Source organism: Amorphoplanes friuliensis DSM 7358 (assembly GCF_000494755.1).
Lineage (GTDB): Bacteria > Actinomycetota > Actinomycetes > Mycobacteriales > Micromonosporaceae > Actinoplanes > Actinoplanes friuliensis.
The window spans coordinates 7960931-7979671 of sequence record NC_022657.1; the positions used below are offsets into that span (position 1 = coordinate 7960931).

Sequence of the window (18741 nt, forward strand, 5' to 3'; positions counted from 1 at the left end):
AAAGGCTGCCTGCTGGGGAGGATGGCTGCATGTCGCGCCACCCGGTATCCCGTTGACCGCCCACCTGCTGATCGGGCCCGTGCTGCGCCGCGTGGTGGGCGACCGGGCGTCGATCTGGGTGGAAACCACCGAGCCGGCCCTCGTCCGGGTCCAGGCGGCGGGCGGCGGCGCCGGCTCCGCGCGGACCTTCACCGCGTACGACCACCACTACGCGATCGTCGTGGTCGAGGGACTCGAGCGTGGTGCCGCCAACGAGTACGAAGTGTGGCTCGACGACCGGCAGGTGTGGCCGCAGACCGACTCGCCCTACCCGCCGTCCGTGATCGTGACCCGGCCCGGGGACGACGCCGACCGGCCCGTGAGCATGATCTTCGGCTCCTGCCGGGAGGCCACACCCCACGCCACCGGCCGCAAGCTCCCGCCCGACGCGCTGGACGCGTACGCGAGGCGGTTGATGACCGATCCCCGCGACCCGGACCTGCGGCCCGACCTGGTCGTGCTGCTCGGTGACCAGGTCTACGCCGACAACACCTCGGCGAAGGTGCGGCGCTTCCTCAAGAGGCGGCGCGCGGCCGGGCACGACGGCCCCGCCGACGAGGTCGTCTCGTTCGACGAATACACCAAGCTCTACCTGGAGTCGTGGCGTGACCCCGAGGTGCGCTGGCTGCTCGCCACCGTGCCGAGCGTGATGATCTTCGACGACCACGAGATCATCGACGACTGGAACACCTCGGCGTCGTGGCGCCGCGACATGTCGGCGCAGGACTGGTGGTCCGAGCGGATCGCCAGCGGGCTCGCGTCGTACTGGGTCTATCAGCACCTGGGCAACCTGAGCCCGGACGAGCTCGCGGCCGACCCGCTCCTCGCGAAGATCACGTCGGTCGACGACGCGACGACGCTGCTGCACGACTTCGGGATCTCGGTCGACTCACCCTCGTCGGCGGAGAACACCGACCGGCCGTACCAGTGGAGTTTTGCGCTGGACATCGGGCGCACCCGGCTGGTCATGCTCGACAACCGCTGCAACCGCGTCCTGACCCCGGGCCGCCGCGAGATGCTGCCCGCGGCCGAGTGGGGCTGGTTCGTGGACCAGGCGCACGGCGATTACGACCACCTGGTCGTCGGCTCGTCGCTGCCCTGGCTGATGCCCCCGGCCATCCACCACCTCGAGGCCTGGAACGAGCGCCTCGCCGACTCGGCCGGCAAACGCCGCGCGGCGCTCGCCGAGAAGGTCCGCCGGGCGTTCGACCTGGAGCACTGGGCGGCGTTCACCCGTTCCTTCGAGGCGCTCACCGAGCTGTTCCGGCGCCTCGGCGAGGGCGGGCCGGAGTCCCCGGGTCACCGGGTCGGTGCGGGCGGGGCCTACGCCGCCCCGGCCTCGATCAGCGTGCTCTCCGGTGACGTGCACCATTCATATGTGGCGCGGGCCGACCTCGGTCCGGCCGTGGTGACGCCGGTGCACCAGCTGACCTGCTCGCCGATCCACAACCAGGTGCCGGCCTTCATGCGTCCGCTGATGCGTTTCAGCTGGTCACGGGCGGCGGCCAAGGCGGTCCGCGGGGTCGCCCGGGGCGCGGGTGTCAAGCGGCCGCCGGTCCGGTGGAAGCGTCTCGCCGGGCCCTACTTCGGCAACGCCGTCAGCACCCTGCGGCACCGGGGTGCGCAGGCCGACGTCCGCGTCGAGGGCACGACCCGCGACGGCGAGCTGACGACCGTGGCCGACGTCCACCTGCACGACGCCTGAAAATGTCGGAGGGGCAGTCCAGGATGTCGGGGTGACTTCCTGGACAGCGCCGGCGGCGCAGCGCGTGGACGAGCCCTTCACCGGTGACGAGCGGACCATGCTCGAGGGCTGGCTCGACTGGCACCGGCAGACCCTCCTGAGCAAGTGCGAAGGCCTGACCGCCGAGCAGCTCAAGCTACAGGCCGTCGAGCCCTCCGGCCTGTCGCTGCTCGGGCTGGTGCGGCACATGTCCGAGGTGGAACGCGGCTGGTTCCGGCGCAACGCGGCCGGTGAGGACGTGCCGCAGATCTACTGCTCGGACACCGACGAGGACGGCGACTTCGACAACATCGACACCGCCGACGCGGAGGCCGACTTCGCCACCTTCCACGCGGAGATCGAGGCGTGCCGGGCCGCGATGACCGGCGTCCCGCTGGAGCACGAGTTCGCCACCCCGCGGCGACCGGTGATCAGCGTCCGCTGGGTCCACCTCCACATGATCGAGGAGTACGCCCGCCACAACGGCCACGCCGACCTGCTCCGCGAGCGCATCGACGGCCGGACCGGCGACTGATGACACCCGAGATCTGGCGACTGCACGCGGTCGCCGACGACACGCTGCTCGGCGAGCTGCGCGTTCACGAGCGGGACTGGCCCTGGGTCCACGCCAAGTTCGAGCCGGCGCCCGCCTTCGCTCCGCTGCGCCCGCTGTTCGACGAGGAGGCCCGGCTGGTCGAGGCCGACGGGCCGGTCGAGGTGTGGGAGGCGGTGTACGACCGCGTCCGCGCAGCCGTGCGTCTGGCCGACCCCGACGGGGTCTGCCCGGCGGAGTTCATCCTGCACGTCGAGGGCGACGACGCCTGGTGGCGTCACACCTAGGGGGTGTCTGGTGGATCACGGCGAGTCTGCGGCGAGGTCCAGGTTTCGCGTCGCCAGTGGGCCGGAAGGTCGCATACCGGTGTTGTATGTGGCCTTTCGGACCGCGCAGCGAGGCGGAAGCTGGGCCCGGCGCAGGCCGTCGTGATCCACCAGACACCCCCTACGGCAGGGCGGAGGCGCCCTGGTCGAGGAGGGTGAAGGTGGTCTCGGGCCGGGAGCCGTCGATCTTCTCGGCGACCAGCCCGGTCCCGCCCAGCGGGTGCCACTGCAGAAAGGCGTCCCGGTTGCGCACGGTGTAGGTCGTGCTGCCTTCGCCGTCCTCACCGGTGACGTCGAAGGTGAAGAGCTGGGCGGCCACCTTCGGGTTGCAGACCGCGGTGACGACGGCCGGCACTCCGGATCCGGGGCTGTCCACCTGCAGGCACAGGGGCTTGCCGCCGGCGCGCAGTTTGGCGGTCTTGATCAGCCGCTCCGGCGCACCGCCGCCCTTGGGCGTGGGGACGAAGAGTGAGTGCTCGTCGTAGTCGTCGGTGACCTGCACCCGGCCGCCGCCGGTGACGGCCAGCACCGAGTCGGGCAGGTCCGTCTCGTTCATCCGGGGCAGGAAGAAGACCTGCCGCTTGCCGTCGAGCGAGCCCGCGGGCGGGGGTGCCCCACCGAGACCGGTGGTCACCGGCGGCGGGCCGGAGGCGAAGGGGGCCGCGGGAGAGGGTGCCGACGGCTCGTTCGCGGAGCAGCCCGGCAGAGCGAGGGCCAGAACGGCCACCCCGATCAGACTTCGCCGCATCGACACCTCCCTGCGCCGCGGGCCAGCCTACGTCGTCAGTCGAGCGCCGGCAGGGTCGCCTTGCCCCGGTCCGGGAGGACGAAGGGGGTGTCGATGTCCGGCGTACCCTCGCCGATCTGGACCGCGGCCACGCCGGTGCCGGTGTTGCCGAGCTTGCCGTCGGGGTCCTGCACCAGGTAGATGTCCTTGCCGGTGCGGATCGTGTAGGTCGGTTTGCCGTTGGACTCGCCCGTCCTGCGGAAGCGGAAGAGCTGGCTCTCCGTCGTCGTGTCACAGCCGGCGGTCACCACACTCTTGCCCTTGACCGTCACGCAGAGCGCCTCGCCGCCGCTGCGCACCTTGGCCGTACGGATCCAGAACTTGTCGTCGCGGACCGGCGTCAGGACGAAGAGCGCCCGGTCCCCGAAGTCCTCGGAGAGGGTCATCCGGCCGGCCTTGTCCAGCGCGAACGTCGCCTCGCTGTTGCGGGGCAGCAGATAGACCTGCCGCTTGCCGGAGAACACCCCGGTCTTGGCGGTGGTGCCACCGGACGAGGGCTTCGTGGCCTCGGACCGGGACGGCGTGGGCGAGGACGTCACCGGGCTGGACGACGACGTCACCGGGCTGGACGACGACGCCGACGCGGTGGGCGAGGACGCTGACGGGGAAACGGGCGAAGGCGACCCGAGGTCCGACGCCGCCGGTGGTGCCGATCCCGTCTGGCCTCCGCACGCCGCCTGGGTCAGGAGCCCGGCGAGCACCACCAAAACCGCAGATACGCGCTGGAAAGAGACTCGATTCCGCACAGACTTCTCCTTACTGATGGGGGGGGTGGTGCCTCGTCAGCCGAGCGTGGGCAGGGTGGCCCGGCCCTGATCGGGCAGGAGGAACGGGGTGTCGATGTCCGGCGTTCCCTCGCCGATCTCCACCGCGACGACCCCGGTGCCACCGGAGATCAGCCGGCCGTCCGGGTCCTGCACCAGATAGATGTTGTTGCTCGTCCGGATCGTGTATTTCGGCTTGCCGTCGACGGTTCCGGTGCGCCGGAACAGGAACCGCTGCTTGCGGTCCGCGGCATCGCACGCCGTGGCGACGACCGGTGCCGGTGCTCCCCCGTCGTCCTGGACGGCGACGCACAACGGCTCACCACCGACCTGGATCTTCGCGGTCCGGATCCAGTACCTGTCGCTGCCCAGGGGAGTGAGCACGAACAGGTCCCGGTCGCCGAACGCCTCGGAGAGCCCCAGCCGCTCCGAGGCGCCGACCCCGAACGTCGACTCGCTGCCCACCGGCAGCAGGTGGATCTGCCTCTTGCCCGAGAAGACGGACGTCGTGGCCGAGCCCGAGGGCGTCCCGGAGGTCCCGGGTGCCGACGAGGGCGACGCCGATGACGACGGTGATGAGGACGGTGATGAGGACGGCGGCGTCGAGGGTGGTGGGGACGGAACCACCGGGGGCGACGTGGTCTGTGCTGTGCTGCCGGTGGCCGCCGGAGGTCCGGGACGCGGGCCCGCATCCGGCCGGGCGACGGCGATCCCGACCCCGAACGCCCCGGCCAGGACCACGGCACACGCACCCGTGGCCACGTACCGCCGGCGCCTGCGGCGATCCGCACGGGCCCGGATGTCCCCGGCGGCGGCGAGCCGCCCGGTGCGTCCGCCGTGGTCGGCGAGGGCGCCGAGGCCGTGACCGAGGTCGTTCTCAGGCATCGTGGTTCACCTCCCGCAGCGCGTACTCCTCGGTCTCGGACAGGTGCCCGGCCATCGCGCGACGGCCCCGGGCCAGGCGAGCCTTGACCGTGCCGCTCGGTGCGCCGACCTCCTGCGCGATCTCGGCGACGCTGAGACCGACAAGGTGGTGCAGGACGATGACGTGGCGCTGGTCGGCCGGGATCTGGCGCAGGGCGTGCACCAGCGCCACGTGGTCCGGGTTGAGCCCGGCCAGCTCGTGATCGACGGCTTCGCGATGATGGGCGCGGAGCCGGTTGACCGCCTTACGCCAGGAGCTCACGGCGTTGCGGGACGCCACCCGGCGGACCCAGGCCTCGGGGCTGTCGCAGTCGCGCACGGTTTCCCACCGGTCCCAGGCCTTGAGGTACGCCTCGGCCACGGCGTCCTCGGCCTCCGCGCGGTTGCCGGTCATCGCGTACATCTGACCGAGCACCCGGCGCGACGACCCCGCGTAGAAGGCGTCGAACTCTTCGGCGTCCCGCATCGACAAAATCTCCTGAGCTGCCCCGTCCGCCCGGCGGTCGTCGCCGGGGTTCTCGGTCGTGACGCCTGGGCGGCACACCTGGTTGCATGGTGCGCGAGATTTTTCGCGGCGGGCGCTGACATGCCCTCATGACGCCCGGAGGAGCGACCCGGTTGCGTCGGTCAGGCGGAAATATCCAGCGCCTTGCGCAGGTAGGGCAGGTCCTGGGCACCGGACCAGCGCAGGGCGGGCATCTTCATCGCGCGGGCGCCACGGACCGCGCGGTCGTCGTCGTCCACGAAGAGCACCCAGGGCGCCTCGACACCGAGGGCCGCGCAGGCGCGTTCGAAGAACTCCGGTGCCGGCTTGTGGATCTTGAGTTCCCAGGAGCTGACGATCGTGTCGAACTCGTCGGCCAGGCTGAGCAGATCGAGGTCACCGCGGAGCAGCTCGGTGGCGTTGGTGGCCAGACCGACCGGACGCCCGGCCGCGCGGACCTCCCGGACGAACGCGAGCACCTCGGGGTCGACCTCACCGCGGTACTGCTGCCACTCAGCCACGGCGGCCTTGGCGACGTCCTCCTCGAGCGGCAGGCGGGATGCGACCAGCCACATCCATTCCGCGTCGGTGATCTCACCGGCGACCGCGGGACGCAGCAGCTCCCAGTTCATGGCCGTGGCGAGCAGTGCGCCGGGCTCGAGGCCGTACTTCTGCTCGACCGCGGCGGGCACGGCGGGATCCCAGCGGCGCAGCACGCCGTCCAGGTCGATGAGCAGGGCCTGGGCGGGCTGGCGGTGCATGGGGGTCTAATCCTCCGGTTCGCGGTTGAGCCGCTGACTGATCACCTGGGTGACGCCGGCACGCATGGTCACGCCGTAGAGCGCGTCGGCGACCTCCATTGTGCGCTTCTGGTGCGTGATGATGAGCAGCTGGCTCTTCTCCCGCAACTGCTGGAAGAGCGTAATCAACCGGCCGAGGTTGACGTCGTCGAGGGCGGCCTCGACCTCGTCCATGATGTAGAAGGGGCTGGGGCGCGCCCGGAAGATCGCGCAGAGCATCGCCACCGCGGTCAGCGAACGCTCACCACCCGACAGCAGCGACAGGCGCTTGATCTTCTTGCCCGGCGGGCGGGCCTCGACTTCGACACCGGTGGTCAGCATGTCCTCGGGGTCGGTGAGGACCAGCCGGCCCTCGCCACCCGGGAAGAGCACCTGGAAGACGGTCTGGAACTCCCGCGCGGTGTCCTCGAACGCCGACGCGAAGACCTCGAGAATCCGGTCGTCGACGTCCTTGACCACCGTGAGCAGGTCTTTCCGGGTCGCCTTGAGATCCTCGAGCTGGTCGGAGAGAAACTTGAAACGCTCCTCCAGCGCGGCGAACTCCTCCAGCGCGAGCGGGTTGACCTTGCCGAGCAGGGCCAGGTCGCGCTCGGCCTTGTTGGCCCGCTTCTCCTGCGTCGGCCGGTGGAACGGCACCGGCTCCGGGAGCTCCTTGCCGTCCTTCTCGGCCTGCGCGGCCTCGGCCTGCGTCGGCGGCACCAGCTGCTCGGGGCCGTACTCGGCGACCAGCGTGTCGACGTCGAGCGAGAAGTCCTCGGCCGCCTTCGCCTCGAGCGTCTCGATGCGCATCCGCTGCTCGGCGCGGGCCACCTCGTCGCGGTGCACCTCGTTGGTCAGGCGTTCGAGCTCGGAGACGAGGCGCTTGGCGCTGGCGCGGACCTCCTGGAGCTCGGCCTCGCGGGCGGTCCGCGCGCGGGCCAGCTCGTCACGGACCTCGACGGCCGCGGCCAGCGAGACCGCGACGCGGCTCATCGCACCGGCCGCACCGAGCGCGACGGCCTTGGCGATCTCGGCGCCGCGGGCCCGGGCCGCACGACGGGCGGCGGCCCGCTCGCGGGCCTGGCGCTCCTGGTTGGCCTGACGCATCAGGGAGTCGGCGCGACCGGCGATCGAGGAGACCCGCTCCTCGGCCGTCCGCACGGCCAGCCGGACCTCCATCTCGTTCTGCCGGGCCTGCGGCACCAGCGCCGAGAGGGTGTCGCGCTCCTCGGTGGACGGCTCCTCGTCGATCGGGGTGGCCTCGGCCAGCCGCAGCCGTTCCTCCAGCTCGGCGAGGCCGGCCAGATCGCGGTCGCGGTTCCCCTCGGCCTTCTGCCGGGACGCGCCCAGACGCTCCGACTCGGCCCGGGCCGACCGCGCGGCGGCACCCAGCTCGGCGAGGCGGCGGGCGGCGGCGTTGCGCTCACCCTCGGCGGCCCGCTTGGCGGCGGCCGCGACGTTGACGGCTTCCTTGTGCTCGGCGACCTCGGCGCGGGCGTCGGCCAGCTGGCCCTTGAGGACACCGATGGACTGCTCGGCGGTCTCGCGGTTGGCCCGCGCCTCGTCGACGGCGGCCTGCACCTCGATGTAGCTGGTGGCCTTGCCCGAGCCACCGGCGGCCGCGTGCGCGCCCAGGACGTCGCCGTCGGGCGTGACCGCGCGCAGCTCGGCGTTGTCGGCCACGAGACGGGTCGCGGCGGCGAGGTCGGGCACCAGGACCACGTCACGCAGGGCGCGGTTGAGGGCCGGGCGGATCGTGTCGGGGCACTCGATGACGTCGGGCGCCCAGGTCGCACCCTCGGGCAGGGCGGGCCGCAGCGACTCGAGCGAGCCCTGCATGCCCGGCGCCGCGGGGCCGCCGACGATGAGCGCGGCACGCCCGGCGTCGGCGATCTTGAGCGTACGCATGGCCTCGACGGCCTCGTCGATCCCGGTGAGCGCGACCGAGTCGGCGAGCGCGCCCAGGGCGGCCGCGAGAGCGGCCTCGTGCCCGGACCGGACGGTGAGCATCGAGGCGAGGCTGCCGAGCAGGCCGGGGACCTGGTCGGCCTTGGCGAGCAGCGCGCCCGCGCCGTCCTTGCGCTTGAGACCGAGGGCGAGCGCCTCCTCGCGGGCCTTCCAGCTCGCGGCGTCCTTCTCGGCGGTGCGCTCGGCGTCGGACAGCTCCTTGACGACGGCCGCGGCACGGTCGTGCAGAGCGACGGCCTCGGCGTGGCGTTCGTCCAGCTCGGCGTTGTCCCGGTCGGCCTCGGTGGACTCCGCGGAGACCGCGTCGACCTCGGCCTGAGCGGCCTCGGCCCGCATCAGGGCATCGTTGTGGGCCACCGCGAGCCGCTCGATCTCCTCCGCGGCACTCCCTGTACGCGCACGCGCGGCGTTCACGTTGCCGGTCAGCTTCGCGAGGCCTTCACGCCGGTCGGCGATCGCCTTCGCGGCGGCGCGCAGGGCACCCTCGGCCTGCAGCAGCTGGCGCTCCAGCTCCTGGCGGTGCTCGACCGCCTCGGCCAGGCGCATCTGGTCGTCGGTGAGCGCCTCGCGGAGCTCCTCCTCCTGCTCGCGGACACGTTCGGCCTCGGCGACCAGCTGATCCGGGTCGCGGCCGGGCCGCTCGTCGTCCGGCGCGGCGGCGAGGTGACGCAGCCGCTCGCTGGCCAGCTGCTCGGTCGACCGGAAGCGTTCCTGCAGGGCGGAGAGTTTGTACCAGGTGTCCTGCGCGGCGGCGAGCAGCGGCGCGTCCTCGGCGTGCGAGGCCTCGAGGTCGGCGAGCCAGCGCTGGACCTCGCGGTTTTCGCCCTCGACCTGCTCGCGGCGCTCGCGCATCGCCGACTCGTCGGCGATCTCCTTGTCCAGGGTCGTCCGCAGCGTGTGCAGGTCGTCGGCGAGCAGCCGCAACCGGGCGTCGCGCAGGTCGGCCTGGATGCCGGCGGCCCGGCGGGCCACTTCCGCCTGCTTGCCCAGCGGCTTGAGCTGGCGGCGCAGCTCGGCCGTGAGGTCGGTGAGACGGTTGAGGTTGGTCTGCATCGCGTCGAGCTTGCGGATCGCCTTCTCTTTGCGCTTGCGATGCTTGAGGACGCCCGCGGCCTCCTCGATGAAGGCGCGGCGGTCCTCGGGCTTGGCGTGCAGCATCGCGTCGAGCCGGCCCTGGCCGACGATGATGTGCATCTCCCGGCCGATGCCGGAGTCGCTGAGCAGTTCCTGGATGTCGAGCAGGCGGCACGAGCTGCCGTTGATCTCGTATTCGCTCTCGCCGGAGCGGAACATCCGGCGGGTGATCGACACCTCGGTGTAGTCGATCGGCAGGGCGCCGTCACCGTTGTCGATGGTCAGAGTCACCTCGGCGCGGCCCAGCGGGGCGCGTCCGGCGGTGCCGGCGAAGATGACGTCCTCCATCTTGCCGCCGCGCAGCGCCTTGGCTCCCTGTTCGCCCAGGACCCACGCGATGGCGTCGACGACGTTGGACTTGCCGGAGCCGTTCGGACCCACCACACAGGTGATGCCCGGCTCCAGCCGCAGCGTCGTAGCGGAGGCGAAGGACTTGAAGCCCTTGACCGTCAGGCTCTTGAGGTGCACGGATCTCCGGGGGTCGGCGGGTGTCTGCTGGTCAGCAGGTTACCCGCAGGTGCGGGCCATGTCCGCGCACGCCGCGCGTCCCGGATCGTGCCCATCTCGGGCAAGTCGGACGCTTTTGTCCGATTACCCGAGGAGCGATCGACAGGACTGATGGGTCTCGGAGCAAAAAGATGCGCGCCGCCACTGGCGTGGAGGCGCGCTTTGCGGGGTGCGTCCGTGATGCGAGGGGATCATGGGCGCCGGGTCTCGGTGCCCGGCAGAGCTCAGGTCAGCGCCGGCTCGCTGAGCCGAAGAAGATCGTCTGCCTCCGCGGCGGCAGCCGCGAGACGATCGTTCTCCGCCCGGAGGCGGGTGATCTCGAACTCCAGAGCCTGCACCCTGGAACGCAGTCGGGTGACCTCGTCGAGCAGGCGCCGGTCGGGCGCCGCACCTACGTGGCCGTAGAGGGCCTTCGCCATTTCGTCTCCTTGTAAAGCGCTGCCGGAAAGGCCGGCCAAACGCGCGCCCAGTGGTACCGCACACCGATGCACCCACGGACACGCGTGAGCACAAACTCCTGCACCCGGAACGTGCGATGGATGCAGATTTATCCGTGTCCAGGACTCGACTGGACACAGATGGGCGCGACTGGCGACTCCTCCATGGTGCGCCGATACCCACGCTCCGTCAAGCCGTGCGCACCGCGTCACCCCCCGCCGGACCAGTGAATCACGCCACCCCGGCCCCCTTATCCAGGACTTATTTCTTTCTTAGCTCGTTTGCCGCAGGACGAAACGGCTGCTTACCGTCTGCCGGGTCGAAACCTCTCGATCCGTGGGCAGGACGTGGAGGCACGACGTGCAGGGGCAAGTAGATCCGAAGCCGGCCGGACGTCACCGCGGACGACAGGCGATGCCGTCGCCGGTGATCTTCGGACTCTCCGTGACCGCCCTGCTCGCGCTCTTCGGCGTCGGCGCCGCGGTGCTGCCCGAGAGCCTCACCGGCCCGGGCACCCCGGCCGAGCTGCCGGAAGCCGCCGTCGCCGCCCTGGCGCCGGGTGCCGGTGGCGGGGGGCACCCCGGGCGCCCGGGGGCGGCGCGGCCGTCCTCCACGCCGGTCCCCTCGGCCACCCCGTCGAGTGCCGCACCGGCTCCGAGCCCGAAGAAGACCGCGAGCAAAAAGCCGGCCACCCGGAAGCCCACGCCGAAGAAGACCCCCACCCGCAAGCCGACGACCAGCACCCCCAAGGTCGGCTTGGGCCTGGCGGCGCAGGAGTCCGAGGTCATCCGGCTGACGAACGTCGAGCGCGACAAGGCGGGGTGCGGGTCGGTGTCGCTCAACACCAAACTGCGGACGGCCATGCGGCTCCACGTCCAGGAGCTCGGCACCCACGGTGATCTCTACATCAGCCACGTCAGCGACGACGGCCGCGACTTCGCCACCCGGGCCAAGGAACAGGGCTACAACGACCCCGGCGGCGAGAACGTCGCCCGCGGCCAGCAGAACGCCGCCGACGTCATGAACAGCTGGATGAACAGCGAGGGCCACCGGGCCAACATCCTCAACTGCAGCTTCGAGGCGATCGGCGTCGGCGCGGTCAAGGGTGTCGACGGCACGATCGTCTGGGGCCAGATTTTCGGACGATCCTGACGAAAATCACCCGTAACTCGTATTACTTTTCGGGGCTGTGTCGTTGCAGCCTTCGTGATATCGCCCCCGTCGCGCCTGTGGTGCTGAGCCCATGCGCATCTGTCTGCTCACCGGGGGCGGGTACCCGTTCCGCCGGGACGCGCTCGGCGGCTGGTGCCGCACGCTCGTCGATGGCCTAGGCCGCTTCACCTTCGACCTGCTCACGATCACCGACCGCGAGCCACCCGGCGGGCCGGTGTTCCCGCTGCCCGGGCACGTCGTGTCGGCCAAGGCCGTCGCCCTCACCCGCGACACCCGCAGCCGTCAGACCGGCGGCGACCACGCCACTGCGGCGGCGTCACTGCTCTGCCGCGGCCTGCTCTCGGAGCCGGAACCCGACCTCGCGGACGCGCTGTTCGCCAAGGGCCTGGTCGGGCTCTCCGTGCTGACCGCGTCCGCCGAGCACCCGCTCAACGGCGTCCAGCTCACCGACGTGCTGCTCGACGCGTGGCGGGCCGGGCGGGTGTCGGCCCAGGAGGAACGCCTGCCGCGGCTCAGCCTGCGCGACGCCCGGACCGCGGCGACCCTGCTGCGGCACGCGACCCGGGCGCTGTCCGTGCCGGTGCCCGCAGTCGATCTGGTGCACTGCGTCGGCGGGACCACCCCGCTGCTGGCTGCGCTGGCCGGACGCTGGCGCAACGGCACCCCGCTGCTGCTCACCGAGGCGCGGACGCCGGTCGCCCGGTCCCGCGCCGGTGAGGAACGACTCTCCCCCGCGGTCCGCACGGTGCTGCGCCGGTTCCGCCGGGCGGTCGCCCGCACCGGGTACGCCGAAGCCGGGCTGATCGCGCCGCTGAGTGCGTACCACCACTCGTGGGCGTTGCGGCACGGTGCCGAGCCCGGGCGGCTGGTACCGGTGCCCGCGGGTGTCGACCCGGCCGACTTCCCGTCCGCACCCGAGTCGCGGGACCAGCCCGCGATCGTCTGGGCCGGCAACGGCGGGCCGGAGAGTGGCCTGCGCCCGCTGCTCGACGCGTTCGCCGTGGTGGCAGCCGCTGTGCCCGGCACCGTGCTGCACCTGGTCGGTGTCACGGCGGCGCACGAGGACCACTGCGCGGAGCAGATCGAGCGGACCGGTCTGGGGCGTGCGGTCCGGCTGCACCCGCTGCCCGCCGACCCCCGTGACCGGTACGCGAACGGTCACCTCGTGGTGCACGTGCCGGGACCGTCCGACCCGCCGTACCGGCTGATCGAGGCGATGATGTCCGGCCGCGCCGTGGTCGGCGTCGACGTGGGCCCGGTCGCGGAGACCCTCGGTGACGCCGGTGTGGTCGTCCCGGCCGACGACCCGTCCGCACTGGCCACCGCCTGTGTGGGCCTGCTGAGCGCACCGGCCCGGCGCCGGGCCCTGGGTGACGCCGCACGGCGCCGGGCGCTGGCCTGTTTCACCGCCGACCGGGTCGTCCGCGTCTACGGGGCGCTCTACACCGATCTGGCCGGACCGCCACCGGCGCCCGCGTACGAGCTGGCGCTGGCCGTCCCCGCCCCCCGGGTCGCGCAGCCGGCGACCCTGCGCTGGCTCGCCGAGGCCAGGGAGGACCGATGACCGATCTGGCTCAGCGCACCACCCGCCGGGCTCCGTCGCTGGCCGCGACGCTGCTGCTGCGGTGTGCGCTCTACCTCGGACCACTGAGCGTGGCGGTCGCCGGCGTACGCCCACTCGGCGCCACCCCGTGGCAGGTCTCCATCGGCACGCTGATCCTCGGCTGGAGTGCCGCACAAGCGCTCGCCGGTGCCGGTACGACCGTCGCGCGCCGCCGGGGCAGCAGTGCGGGCGCCCGCGTGGTCGGTGCGGGCTTCGCCGCCGCCACGGTGCTGTGGTCGGCGCTGATCCTGCTCGCCCCGGCGGAGCTGACCGGTACCGATCGGGCCACGGCGCTGGCGGTCGGCATCGGTGGTCTGGCCACGCTGGCGACCGTGACGGCCGCGCTGGTGACCCACACCGAGGCCGCGGTGATCCGGTGGAGCCTGCCGTGCTGGCTGCTGGCCGCGGTGAGCCTCGCCGGGTCCCTCGGCGACACGCTCGCCGATCGTGTGCCCGTTCTGCTGCTGCTCCCGATCGCGATCGCCGCCGCCGCGACCCGCGCGTTCCGCCCCGCCCTCGGTCGCACCGCCACGGTCGGCCTGTGCGCCGCCGACCTGCGTGGCACCGCCGGACGGCTGCTGCTCGGCGCGGGCCAGGCCGGCTGCGCCGCGCTGCTCTGGCGGGCCGGGCCACCCGCGGCGACCTCACCGGCCGTGCTGCCGCTGCTCGCCGCCGCACCCGTGCTCGAGGCGCTGATCGGCTGGCACCGGCGTCAGGTCCAGGCCGGACTCGACGTGGCCGAGAGCGACGAGGAGTTCCGCGAGCACGTCGGCGGCGTCACCCTCGTGACCGTGGCCGCACTGCTGCCGCCGCTCGCCGCCGGTCTCGCCCTGTCGCTGGGTGCGTACCAGTTGCCGGGCGGCATCGAGGGCGCCCGCGAGGTCGTGCTGGCGCTCGCCGGCGGGATCCTGCTCAGCGGTGTCCTCGCCATCACCCTGCTGCTCGCCGCGCACGGCCGGACGGCCGTCGCGGCGCTCCTCGCCGTCGCACCGCCGCTCGCCGCGGTCGCGACGCCCCTGGTCCCGGTGCTGCCACCGGACCCGCTGCCCACCGTCGTCGCCATCCTGGCGGCGACCCACCTCGTCGGCCTGCTGACCGTCGCACAAACCGCCGCAGACCCCCGGAGGACGCCGTGAAGACCCTGTTCCCCCCGTACGCGCAACCGTCGCCCGAGCTCGCCCTCGACGCCGACACCTGGGTCGTCCAGGAACGGCCGGGGCCGCGCCGGTCCACCCACCAGGTGCTGGGCAAGGTCGACCTGGACTGGGGCGGGCGTTCGCTCGCCGACGTGCTCGCCGACGTGGACGCCTGGCGCGAGGACGGCGCCGAGGGGCTCTTCCTCGACCGGGCACCGGCCGGGTCGGGCGGCGTGGGACCGGTGGCGCTGACCGTCCGCCTCGCCGCGCGGCGCGGGCTGCACCGGGTCGTGCTCAACCCCGGCGTCCCGACGCACCCGCTCTACCGCGAGCTGGGCGTCCGCATCTGTACGTTCGACGGCCCGTGGTCGGCGTACCAGGGCTGGGCCGGTGACGGGGTGCGACCCGGCGACGGCCACCTCGTCCACGGGGTGCCGACGCCGCTGCTGACCGCCGCACGCCGGCTGATGGGCCGTCGTGGTGCGGGCTTCGGGCTGGCCACCGACGCCAGCCCCGCCCTCAGCGCAGTGGCTGCCGGGGGCGCGGCTGGCAGCGCGGACAGCTGTAGGACGAGCGGTTCATGAACTGCTCGCGGCGCATGATCGTGCCGCAGCGGTGACACGGCTGCCCCTCACGCCCGTACGCGTTCAGTGACCGGTCGAAGTAGCCGCTCTGCCCGTTGACGTTGACGTAGAGCGCGTCGAAACTCGTGCCGCCGGCCACGATCGCCTCGCCCAGCACGTCTCGCACGTGGCCGAGCAGCCGGCGCACGGCCGGTTTGGTGAGCGCGTCCGTCGCGCGGGCGCCGTGCAACTGCGCCCGCCACAGCGCCTCGTCCGCGTAGATGTTGCCGATCCCGGAGATCAGGGTCTGGTCGAGCAGCGCCCGCTTCACCTCGGTGTGCTTGCGCCGCAGGGCAGCCACGAACTGCTCATCGTCGAAGAGCGGGTCCATCGGGTCCCGCGCGATGTGCGCGATCTCCGCCGGCAGCTCGGCGCCGTCCTCGGAGACCGACAGACCGCCGAACGTGCGCTGGTCGACGAACCGCAGCTGCGGGCCGTTGTCGTCGAAGGTGAACCGGACCCGAAGGTGCAGCTCGTCCTCCGCCTCGGCCGGCTGCATGAGCAGCTGCCCGCTCATGCCGAGGTGCGCGATGATCGCGTCTCCGGAGTCGAGCGGCAGCCAGAGATATTTGCCGCGGCGGGCCACGCCGGTGATCGAGCGGCCGGCCAGGATCGCGGCGAAGTGCACGTCACCGGGCACGTGGCGGCGGATGGCCCGGGGGTGGCGCACCTCGACGGTGCTGATGCGCCGGCCGGTCACCCACTTCGCGAGTCCTTCGCGGACGGTCTCGACCTCGGGAAGTTCAGGCACAGGGGGTCCTTACAGGTCCGTGTCAGATCGTGTACGGCCAGACGGCCACCAGGTAGGCGCCGTACCAGAGTCCGAACGCGGCCCACGCGGCGATCGCGAGCACCGCGACCCGGGGACGGGCCCGGGCGGCAGCGACCACGCTGGGCAGCAGCGTCAACAGTACGGGCAGCAGCAGCCGCGGTTTGGAGTGGTAGAACCCCGCCTGCCCGTACGCGAGCACCATCGCGACGAGGCCGTAGACCGCGAGGGGCAGCCACGGGCGGCCGGCCAGGGCGACCCAGGCCGCGGCCACGGCGGCGAGCAGGATGAGCGCGACACTCATCGGCACCCAGCCCTCGCCGAGGGTCAGCGTCGAGCCGAGGAAGGACAGGGTGCTCGCCCCGAAGTCGAAGGACGTGCCCCAGCCCGCAGTCTGGATCTTGAACCACGCCTCGGGGTCACCGACCCGCCAGGCGACCCAGCCCAGGTAGGCCGGCACACCGGCCAGCGCCACGGCCGCGGCGGCCAGCGGCGGCCACTTCTTCGACGGGTCACGCCGGACCGCGAGGATCGCCGCCACCGCCAGCGCCACCGCGGCGGCCGCACCGGTCGGACGGGTCAGTGCGGCACCCAGTCCGAGCAGGCCGGCGGCCCACCAGACCTGCCGGTGCGCGGCCACGAACATCCCGGCGACCAGGGCGAGGAAGAGGCTCTCCGAATAGGCCATCGAGAGCACCACCGACATCGGGGCGGCGCAGCAGATGGCGACCAGCGCCCAGCCCGCGCGACGGCCGTACAGGCTGGTGCCGAGCAGGTGCAGGGCGACGGCCGCGCCGATCGAGGCGAGCCAGCTCACGGTGATCGCGGCGAAGCCCGGCTCGAGACCGAGCGTCGACAGGCCCCGGATCAGCATCGGATAGAGCGGGAAGAACGCCAGCTCGTTGCCCTGCAGCGTGCCGTCGGCGCCGTAGGTGTAGCCGGACGGATACCCCTCGGCGACCCGCAGGAACCAGCCGCCGTCCCAGAGCAGCAGGTTGGCGCGCAGCCCGAGCGGTTCCTCGGTGGCGCGGTCCAGCCCGACCAGCAGGAGCAGCTGGACCACCCGTGTCAGGGCCAGGATGCCGACCGCGAGGCCGACACCGTGCCACCGGCCCGCCCTGTCCCACAGCCGCCCGGCGACGGTGGGCGCCTCGGCACCGGCCTCCTCAGCCGTCACACTCACCGGCCGGCGGCCTCGGGCAGCTCGGTGTGGCCGCCACCGGCCACCGCAGGCGGCGGGGTCTCCGCCTCGGCCCGCTCGGTGAGGGTGCGCCACGCCGCCGCGGCCGCCCGCTGCTCGGCCTGCTTCTTGCTGCGCCCGTCCGAGCCGCCGTAGCGCTCACCGGCGACGACGACCCAGGCCGTGAACGTCTTCGCGTGGTCCGGCCCGGCGTCGTCGATCACGTAGTCGGGCACACCCAGGCCCAGCGCCGCGGTCAGCTCCTGCAGGCTCGTCTTCCAGTCCAGTGCCGCGCCGCGCCCGGCCGACTCCGCCATCAGCGGGTCGAAGAGCCGGTGGATCACCTCGCCGGCCATGTCCAGCCCGTGCTCCAGGTAGATCGCGCCGAGCAGGGCCTCCAGCGTGTCGGCCAGGATGCTCGCCTTGTCACGGCCACCGGTCGTCTCCTCACCCTTACCGAGCAGGAGGTGCGGACCCAGACCCGCAGGCCCGAGCGTACGGGCGACGTCGGCGAGCGCGTGCATGTTGACCACACTCGCCCGCAGCTTCGCCAGCTGACCCTCGGGCAGGTCGGGGTGGTTGTGGAAGAGCGCCGAAGTGATCACGACACCCAGCACCGAGTCGCCCAGGAACTCCAGCCGCTCGTTGGTCGGCAGCCCACCGTTCTCGTACGCGTAGGAGCGGTGCGTGAGGGCGCGCTCGAGCAGGCCGGGCTCGAACGGGATGCCGAACGCCTCCTCCAGAGGTTCGGTCGAGGGCCGCCGGCGCTTGTCACTGATGCTCATGAACCACCTCTGGGGTCTTCGTGCGCTGGTACCTGTGACTGGATCAGGTCCGCGATGACCGGCACCGCGGCACGGCGGTGCAGATCGGCGGCGAGGGCGATCCCGGCGGCGACGTCCTCGCCGGTGGCAGCGCCGTGGCAGACGACAACGGTGCCGCCGACGCCGAGCAGGATGGCGGCCCGGGGCGGCACGTCGCCGTCGTTCGGGGGACGGATCAGCGCGTACGCCGTCTCGAGCCCCTTGAGCAGGACGTTGCCGGTGAAGCCGTCGGTCACCACGACGTCGGCCTTGGCGCCGGTCACCACGTCGTTGCCCTCGACGAGCCCGACGTACCGGGCGCCGGCGGGCAGCTGGAGGCCGGCGAGCACCGCGGGGGCGGTCCGGCGCAGGCGGTCACCCTTGCCCCGCTCGGTGCCGATGGTGAGCAGCCCGACCCGGGGTGCGGCGACCTCGTGCACGATCGACGCGTACGCGGCGCCGAGCCGGGCGTGCATGGCCAGGGTGAGCTCGTCGGGGTCGACGGAGGAACCCACGTCGAGCAGGACGAGACGACCGGCGGCGGTGGGCAGCACCGCGGCCAGTGGGGGACGGCGCACGCCGGGCCAGCGCCCGAGCCCGAGCGCGGCCGAGGTGACGGTGGCACCGGTGTTGCCGGCGGAGACGACCGCGTCGGCGTGCCCCTGGGCGACGGCGAGTATGGCCGTACGCACCCCGGACTCGACCCGGCTGACGTCGTGCTCGCCGGGGCCCGCGGGTGCGGTGATGGTGCCGACCCGATGCCGAGCTTCCGGATCGAGGGCAGCAAGAAGCGCGTCGGCGGCCTCGACGGGGCCGACAAGAAGCAGCTGGAGGGCCGGATCGGCCTGGCTGGCGCGCAGAGCGCCGTCAACCACGACGGCGGGAGCATGGTCCCCGCCGAGGAGGTCGACGGCGATCCGCGCGATGCCCGGTTCCGGTGCAGCCTCGGCCGAGAGATCTCGGCCGGACTGTTCCGGAGCCCGGGCACCGGACGTTCGCCGCCGCTCAGGTGCGACCCGCCCGTAGAC

The 18741-nt window shown here is 72.7% G+C and carries 18 protein-coding genes; 7 read left to right on the forward strand and 11 right to left on the reverse strand.

Translation table 11 applies throughout. The features are described 5' to 3' along the window. Positions 1 to 52: 52 nt before the first annotated feature. The 3 genes from AFR_RS36615 to AFR_RS36625 all read left to right on the forward strand — a co-directional run bounded on the left by AFR_RS36615 (position 53) and on the right by AFR_RS36625 (position 2602). Positions 53 to 1744 carry an alkaline phosphatase D family protein gene (locus AFR_RS36615; RefSeq protein ID WP_023561880.1) on the forward strand — a complete coding sequence of 564 codons (1692 nt, stop codon included), beginning with the start codon at positions 53 to 55 and terminating at the stop codon, positions 1742 to 1744. A 97-nt stretch (positions 1745 to 1841) separates the two neighbouring features. After that, a complete protein-coding gene (locus AFR_RS36620; protein WP_169739487.1) occupies positions 1842 to 2297 on the forward strand; it encodes a DinB family protein in 456 nt (151 codons plus the stop codon). Then, positions 2297 to 2602: a hypothetical protein gene (locus AFR_RS36625; protein ID WP_023561882.1), complete on the forward strand. Its 306-nt coding sequence runs from the start codon at positions 2297 to 2299 to the stop codon at positions 2600 to 2602. The genes AFR_RS36620 and AFR_RS36625 overlap by 1 nt, the downstream gene beginning before the upstream one ends. Before the next feature lie 160 nt (positions 2603 to 2762). On the opposite strand, the gene AFR_RS36630 is transcribed toward AFR_RS36625, so the two are convergent. The 7 genes from AFR_RS36630 to AFR_RS36665 form a co-directional block, all read right to left on the reverse strand. Beyond that, complete coding sequence (locus AFR_RS36630; protein ID WP_023561883.1) at positions 2763 to 3389, reverse strand: hypothetical protein; 627 nt, start codon at positions 3387 to 3389, stop codon at positions 2763 to 2765. Between the two features lie 35 nt (positions 3390 to 3424). Then, entirely contained in the window at positions 3425 to 3967 is a 543-nt protein-coding gene (locus AFR_RS36635; protein ID WP_148308183.1) for a hypothetical protein, read from the reverse strand. Between the two features lie 243 nt (positions 3968 to 4210). Next, positions 4211 to 5077, reverse strand: a complete 867-nt coding sequence (locus tag AFR_RS44285; protein ID WP_023561886.1) for a hypothetical protein — start codon at positions 5075 to 5077, stop codon at positions 4211 to 4213. Continuing rightward, positions 5070 to 5582 carry a SigE family RNA polymerase sigma factor gene (locus tag AFR_RS36650; RefSeq protein WP_023561887.1) on the reverse strand — a complete coding sequence of 171 codons (513 nt, stop codon included), beginning with the start codon at positions 5580 to 5582 and terminating at the stop codon, positions 5070 to 5072. Before AFR_RS36650 ends, AFR_RS44285 begins: the two co-directional genes overlap by 8 nt. Before the next feature lie 161 nt (positions 5583 to 5743). Then, positions 5744 to 6361, reverse strand: a complete 618-nt coding sequence (locus AFR_RS36655; protein WP_023561888.1) for an HAD family hydrolase — start codon at positions 6359 to 6361, stop codon at positions 5744 to 5746. 6 nt (positions 6362 to 6367) lie between these two features. Next, the gene (gene smc, locus AFR_RS36660) at positions 6368 to 9949 is read right to left on the reverse strand and encodes a chromosome segregation protein SMC (RefSeq protein WP_023561889.1); all 3582 of its coding nucleotides are present in this window, start codon (positions 9947 to 9949) and stop codon (positions 6368 to 6370) included. 263 nt (positions 9950 to 10212) lie between these two features. Further along, on the reverse strand, positions 10213 to 10407 hold the full coding sequence (locus AFR_RS36665; RefSeq protein WP_023561890.1) for a hypothetical protein: 195 nt from the start codon (positions 10405 to 10407) through the stop codon (positions 10213 to 10215). A gap of 433 nt (positions 10408 to 10840) precedes the next feature. Between AFR_RS36665 and AFR_RS36670 the strand changes: the two genes are divergently transcribed. From AFR_RS36670 to AFR_RS36685, 4 genes are all read left to right on the forward strand, one after another. Then, complete coding sequence (locus AFR_RS36670; protein ID WP_023561891.1) at positions 10841 to 11578, forward strand: CAP domain-containing protein; 738 nt, start codon at positions 10841 to 10843, stop codon at positions 11576 to 11578. 91 nt (positions 11579 to 11669) lie between these two features. Then, complete coding sequence (locus AFR_RS36675) at positions 11670 to 13163, forward strand: DUF3492 domain-containing protein (protein WP_023561892.1); 1494 nt, start codon at positions 11670 to 11672, stop codon at positions 13161 to 13163. Next, positions 13160 to 14338, forward strand: coding sequence for a hypothetical protein (locus AFR_RS36680; protein WP_023561893.1), 1179 nt, complete (start codon positions 13160 to 13162; stop codon positions 14336 to 14338). The genes AFR_RS36675 and AFR_RS36680 overlap by 4 nt, the downstream gene beginning before the upstream one ends. Then, positions 14335 to 14922, forward strand: coding sequence for a putative glycoside hydrolase (locus tag AFR_RS36685; RefSeq protein ID WP_023561894.1), 588 nt, complete (start codon positions 14335 to 14337; stop codon positions 14920 to 14922). Before AFR_RS36680 ends, AFR_RS36685 begins: the two co-directional genes overlap by 4 nt. Here AFR_RS36685 and mutM read toward each other — a convergent pair. From mutM to AFR_RS36705, 4 genes are read right to left on the reverse strand one after another with little or no spacing between them, the layout of a single operon-like run. Next, on the reverse strand, positions 14858 to 15712 hold the full coding sequence (gene mutM, locus AFR_RS36690) for a bifunctional DNA-formamidopyrimidine glycosylase/DNA-(apurinic or apyrimidinic site) lyase (RefSeq protein ID WP_023561895.1): 855 nt from the start codon (positions 15710 to 15712) through the stop codon (positions 14858 to 14860). The two genes, AFR_RS36685 and mutM, sit on opposite strands and share 65 nt — an antisense overlap. A 22-nt stretch (positions 15713 to 15734) precedes the next feature. After that, positions 15735 to 16913, reverse strand: a complete 1179-nt coding sequence (locus AFR_RS36695; RefSeq protein WP_023561896.1) for a putative hexosyltransferase — start codon at positions 16911 to 16913, stop codon at positions 15735 to 15737. Further along, positions 16910 to 17695 carry a ribonuclease III gene (gene rnc, locus AFR_RS36700; protein ID WP_023561897.1) on the reverse strand — a complete coding sequence of 262 codons (786 nt, stop codon included), beginning with the start codon at positions 17693 to 17695 and terminating at the stop codon, positions 16910 to 16912. Before rnc ends, AFR_RS36695 begins: the two co-directional genes overlap by 4 nt. Beyond that, complete coding sequence (locus AFR_RS36705) at positions 17692 to 18639, reverse strand: fatty acid synthesis plsX protein (RefSeq protein ID WP_041843214.1); 948 nt, start codon at positions 18637 to 18639, stop codon at positions 17692 to 17694. The genes rnc and AFR_RS36705 overlap by 4 nt, the downstream gene beginning before the upstream one ends. Positions 18640 to 18741 lie beyond the last annotated feature (102 nt).

Excerpts from the sequence above, each read along its gene's own strand:
- AFR_RS36620 (WP_169739487.1), top strand. The coding sequence starts at position 1,842 with ATGCTCGAGGGCTGGCTCGACTGGCACCGGCAGACCCTCCTGAGCAAG.
- AFR_RS36625 (WP_023561882.1), top strand. The coding sequence starts at position 2,297 with ATGACACCCGAGATCTGGCGACTGCACGCGGTCGCCGACGACACGCTG.
- AFR_RS36630 (WP_023561883.1), bottom strand. The coding sequence starts at position 3,389 with ATGCGGCGAAGTCTGATCGGGGTGGCCGTTCTGGCCCTCGCTCTGCCG.
- AFR_RS44285 (WP_023561886.1), bottom strand. The coding sequence starts at position 5,077 with ATGCCTGAGAACGACCTCGGTCACGGCCTCGGCGCCCTCGCCGACCAC.
- AFR_RS36650 (WP_023561887.1), bottom strand. The coding sequence starts at position 5,582 with ATGCGGGACGCCGAAGAGTTCGACGCCTTCTACGCGGGGTCGTCGCGC.
- AFR_RS36655 (WP_023561888.1), bottom strand. The coding sequence starts at position 6,361 with ATGCACCGCCAGCCCGCCCAGGCCCTGCTCATCGACCTGGACGGCGTG.
- AFR_RS36665 (WP_023561890.1), bottom strand. The coding sequence starts at position 10,407 with ATGGCGAAGGCCCTCTACGGCCACGTAGGTGCGGCGCCCGACCGGCGC.
- AFR_RS36670 (WP_023561891.1), top strand. The coding sequence starts at position 10,841 with ATGCCGTCGCCGGTGATCTTCGGACTCTCCGTGACCGCCCTGCTCGCG.
- AFR_RS36675 (WP_023561892.1), top strand. The coding sequence starts at position 11,670 with ATGCGCATCTGTCTGCTCACCGGGGGCGGGTACCCGTTCCGCCGGGAC.
- AFR_RS36680 (WP_023561893.1), top strand. The coding sequence starts at position 13,160 with ATGACCGATCTGGCTCAGCGCACCACCCGCCGGGCTCCGTCGCTGGCC.
- rnc (WP_023561897.1), bottom strand. The coding sequence starts at position 17,695 with ATGAGCATCAGTGACAAGCGCCGGCGGCCCTCGACCGAACCTCTGGAG.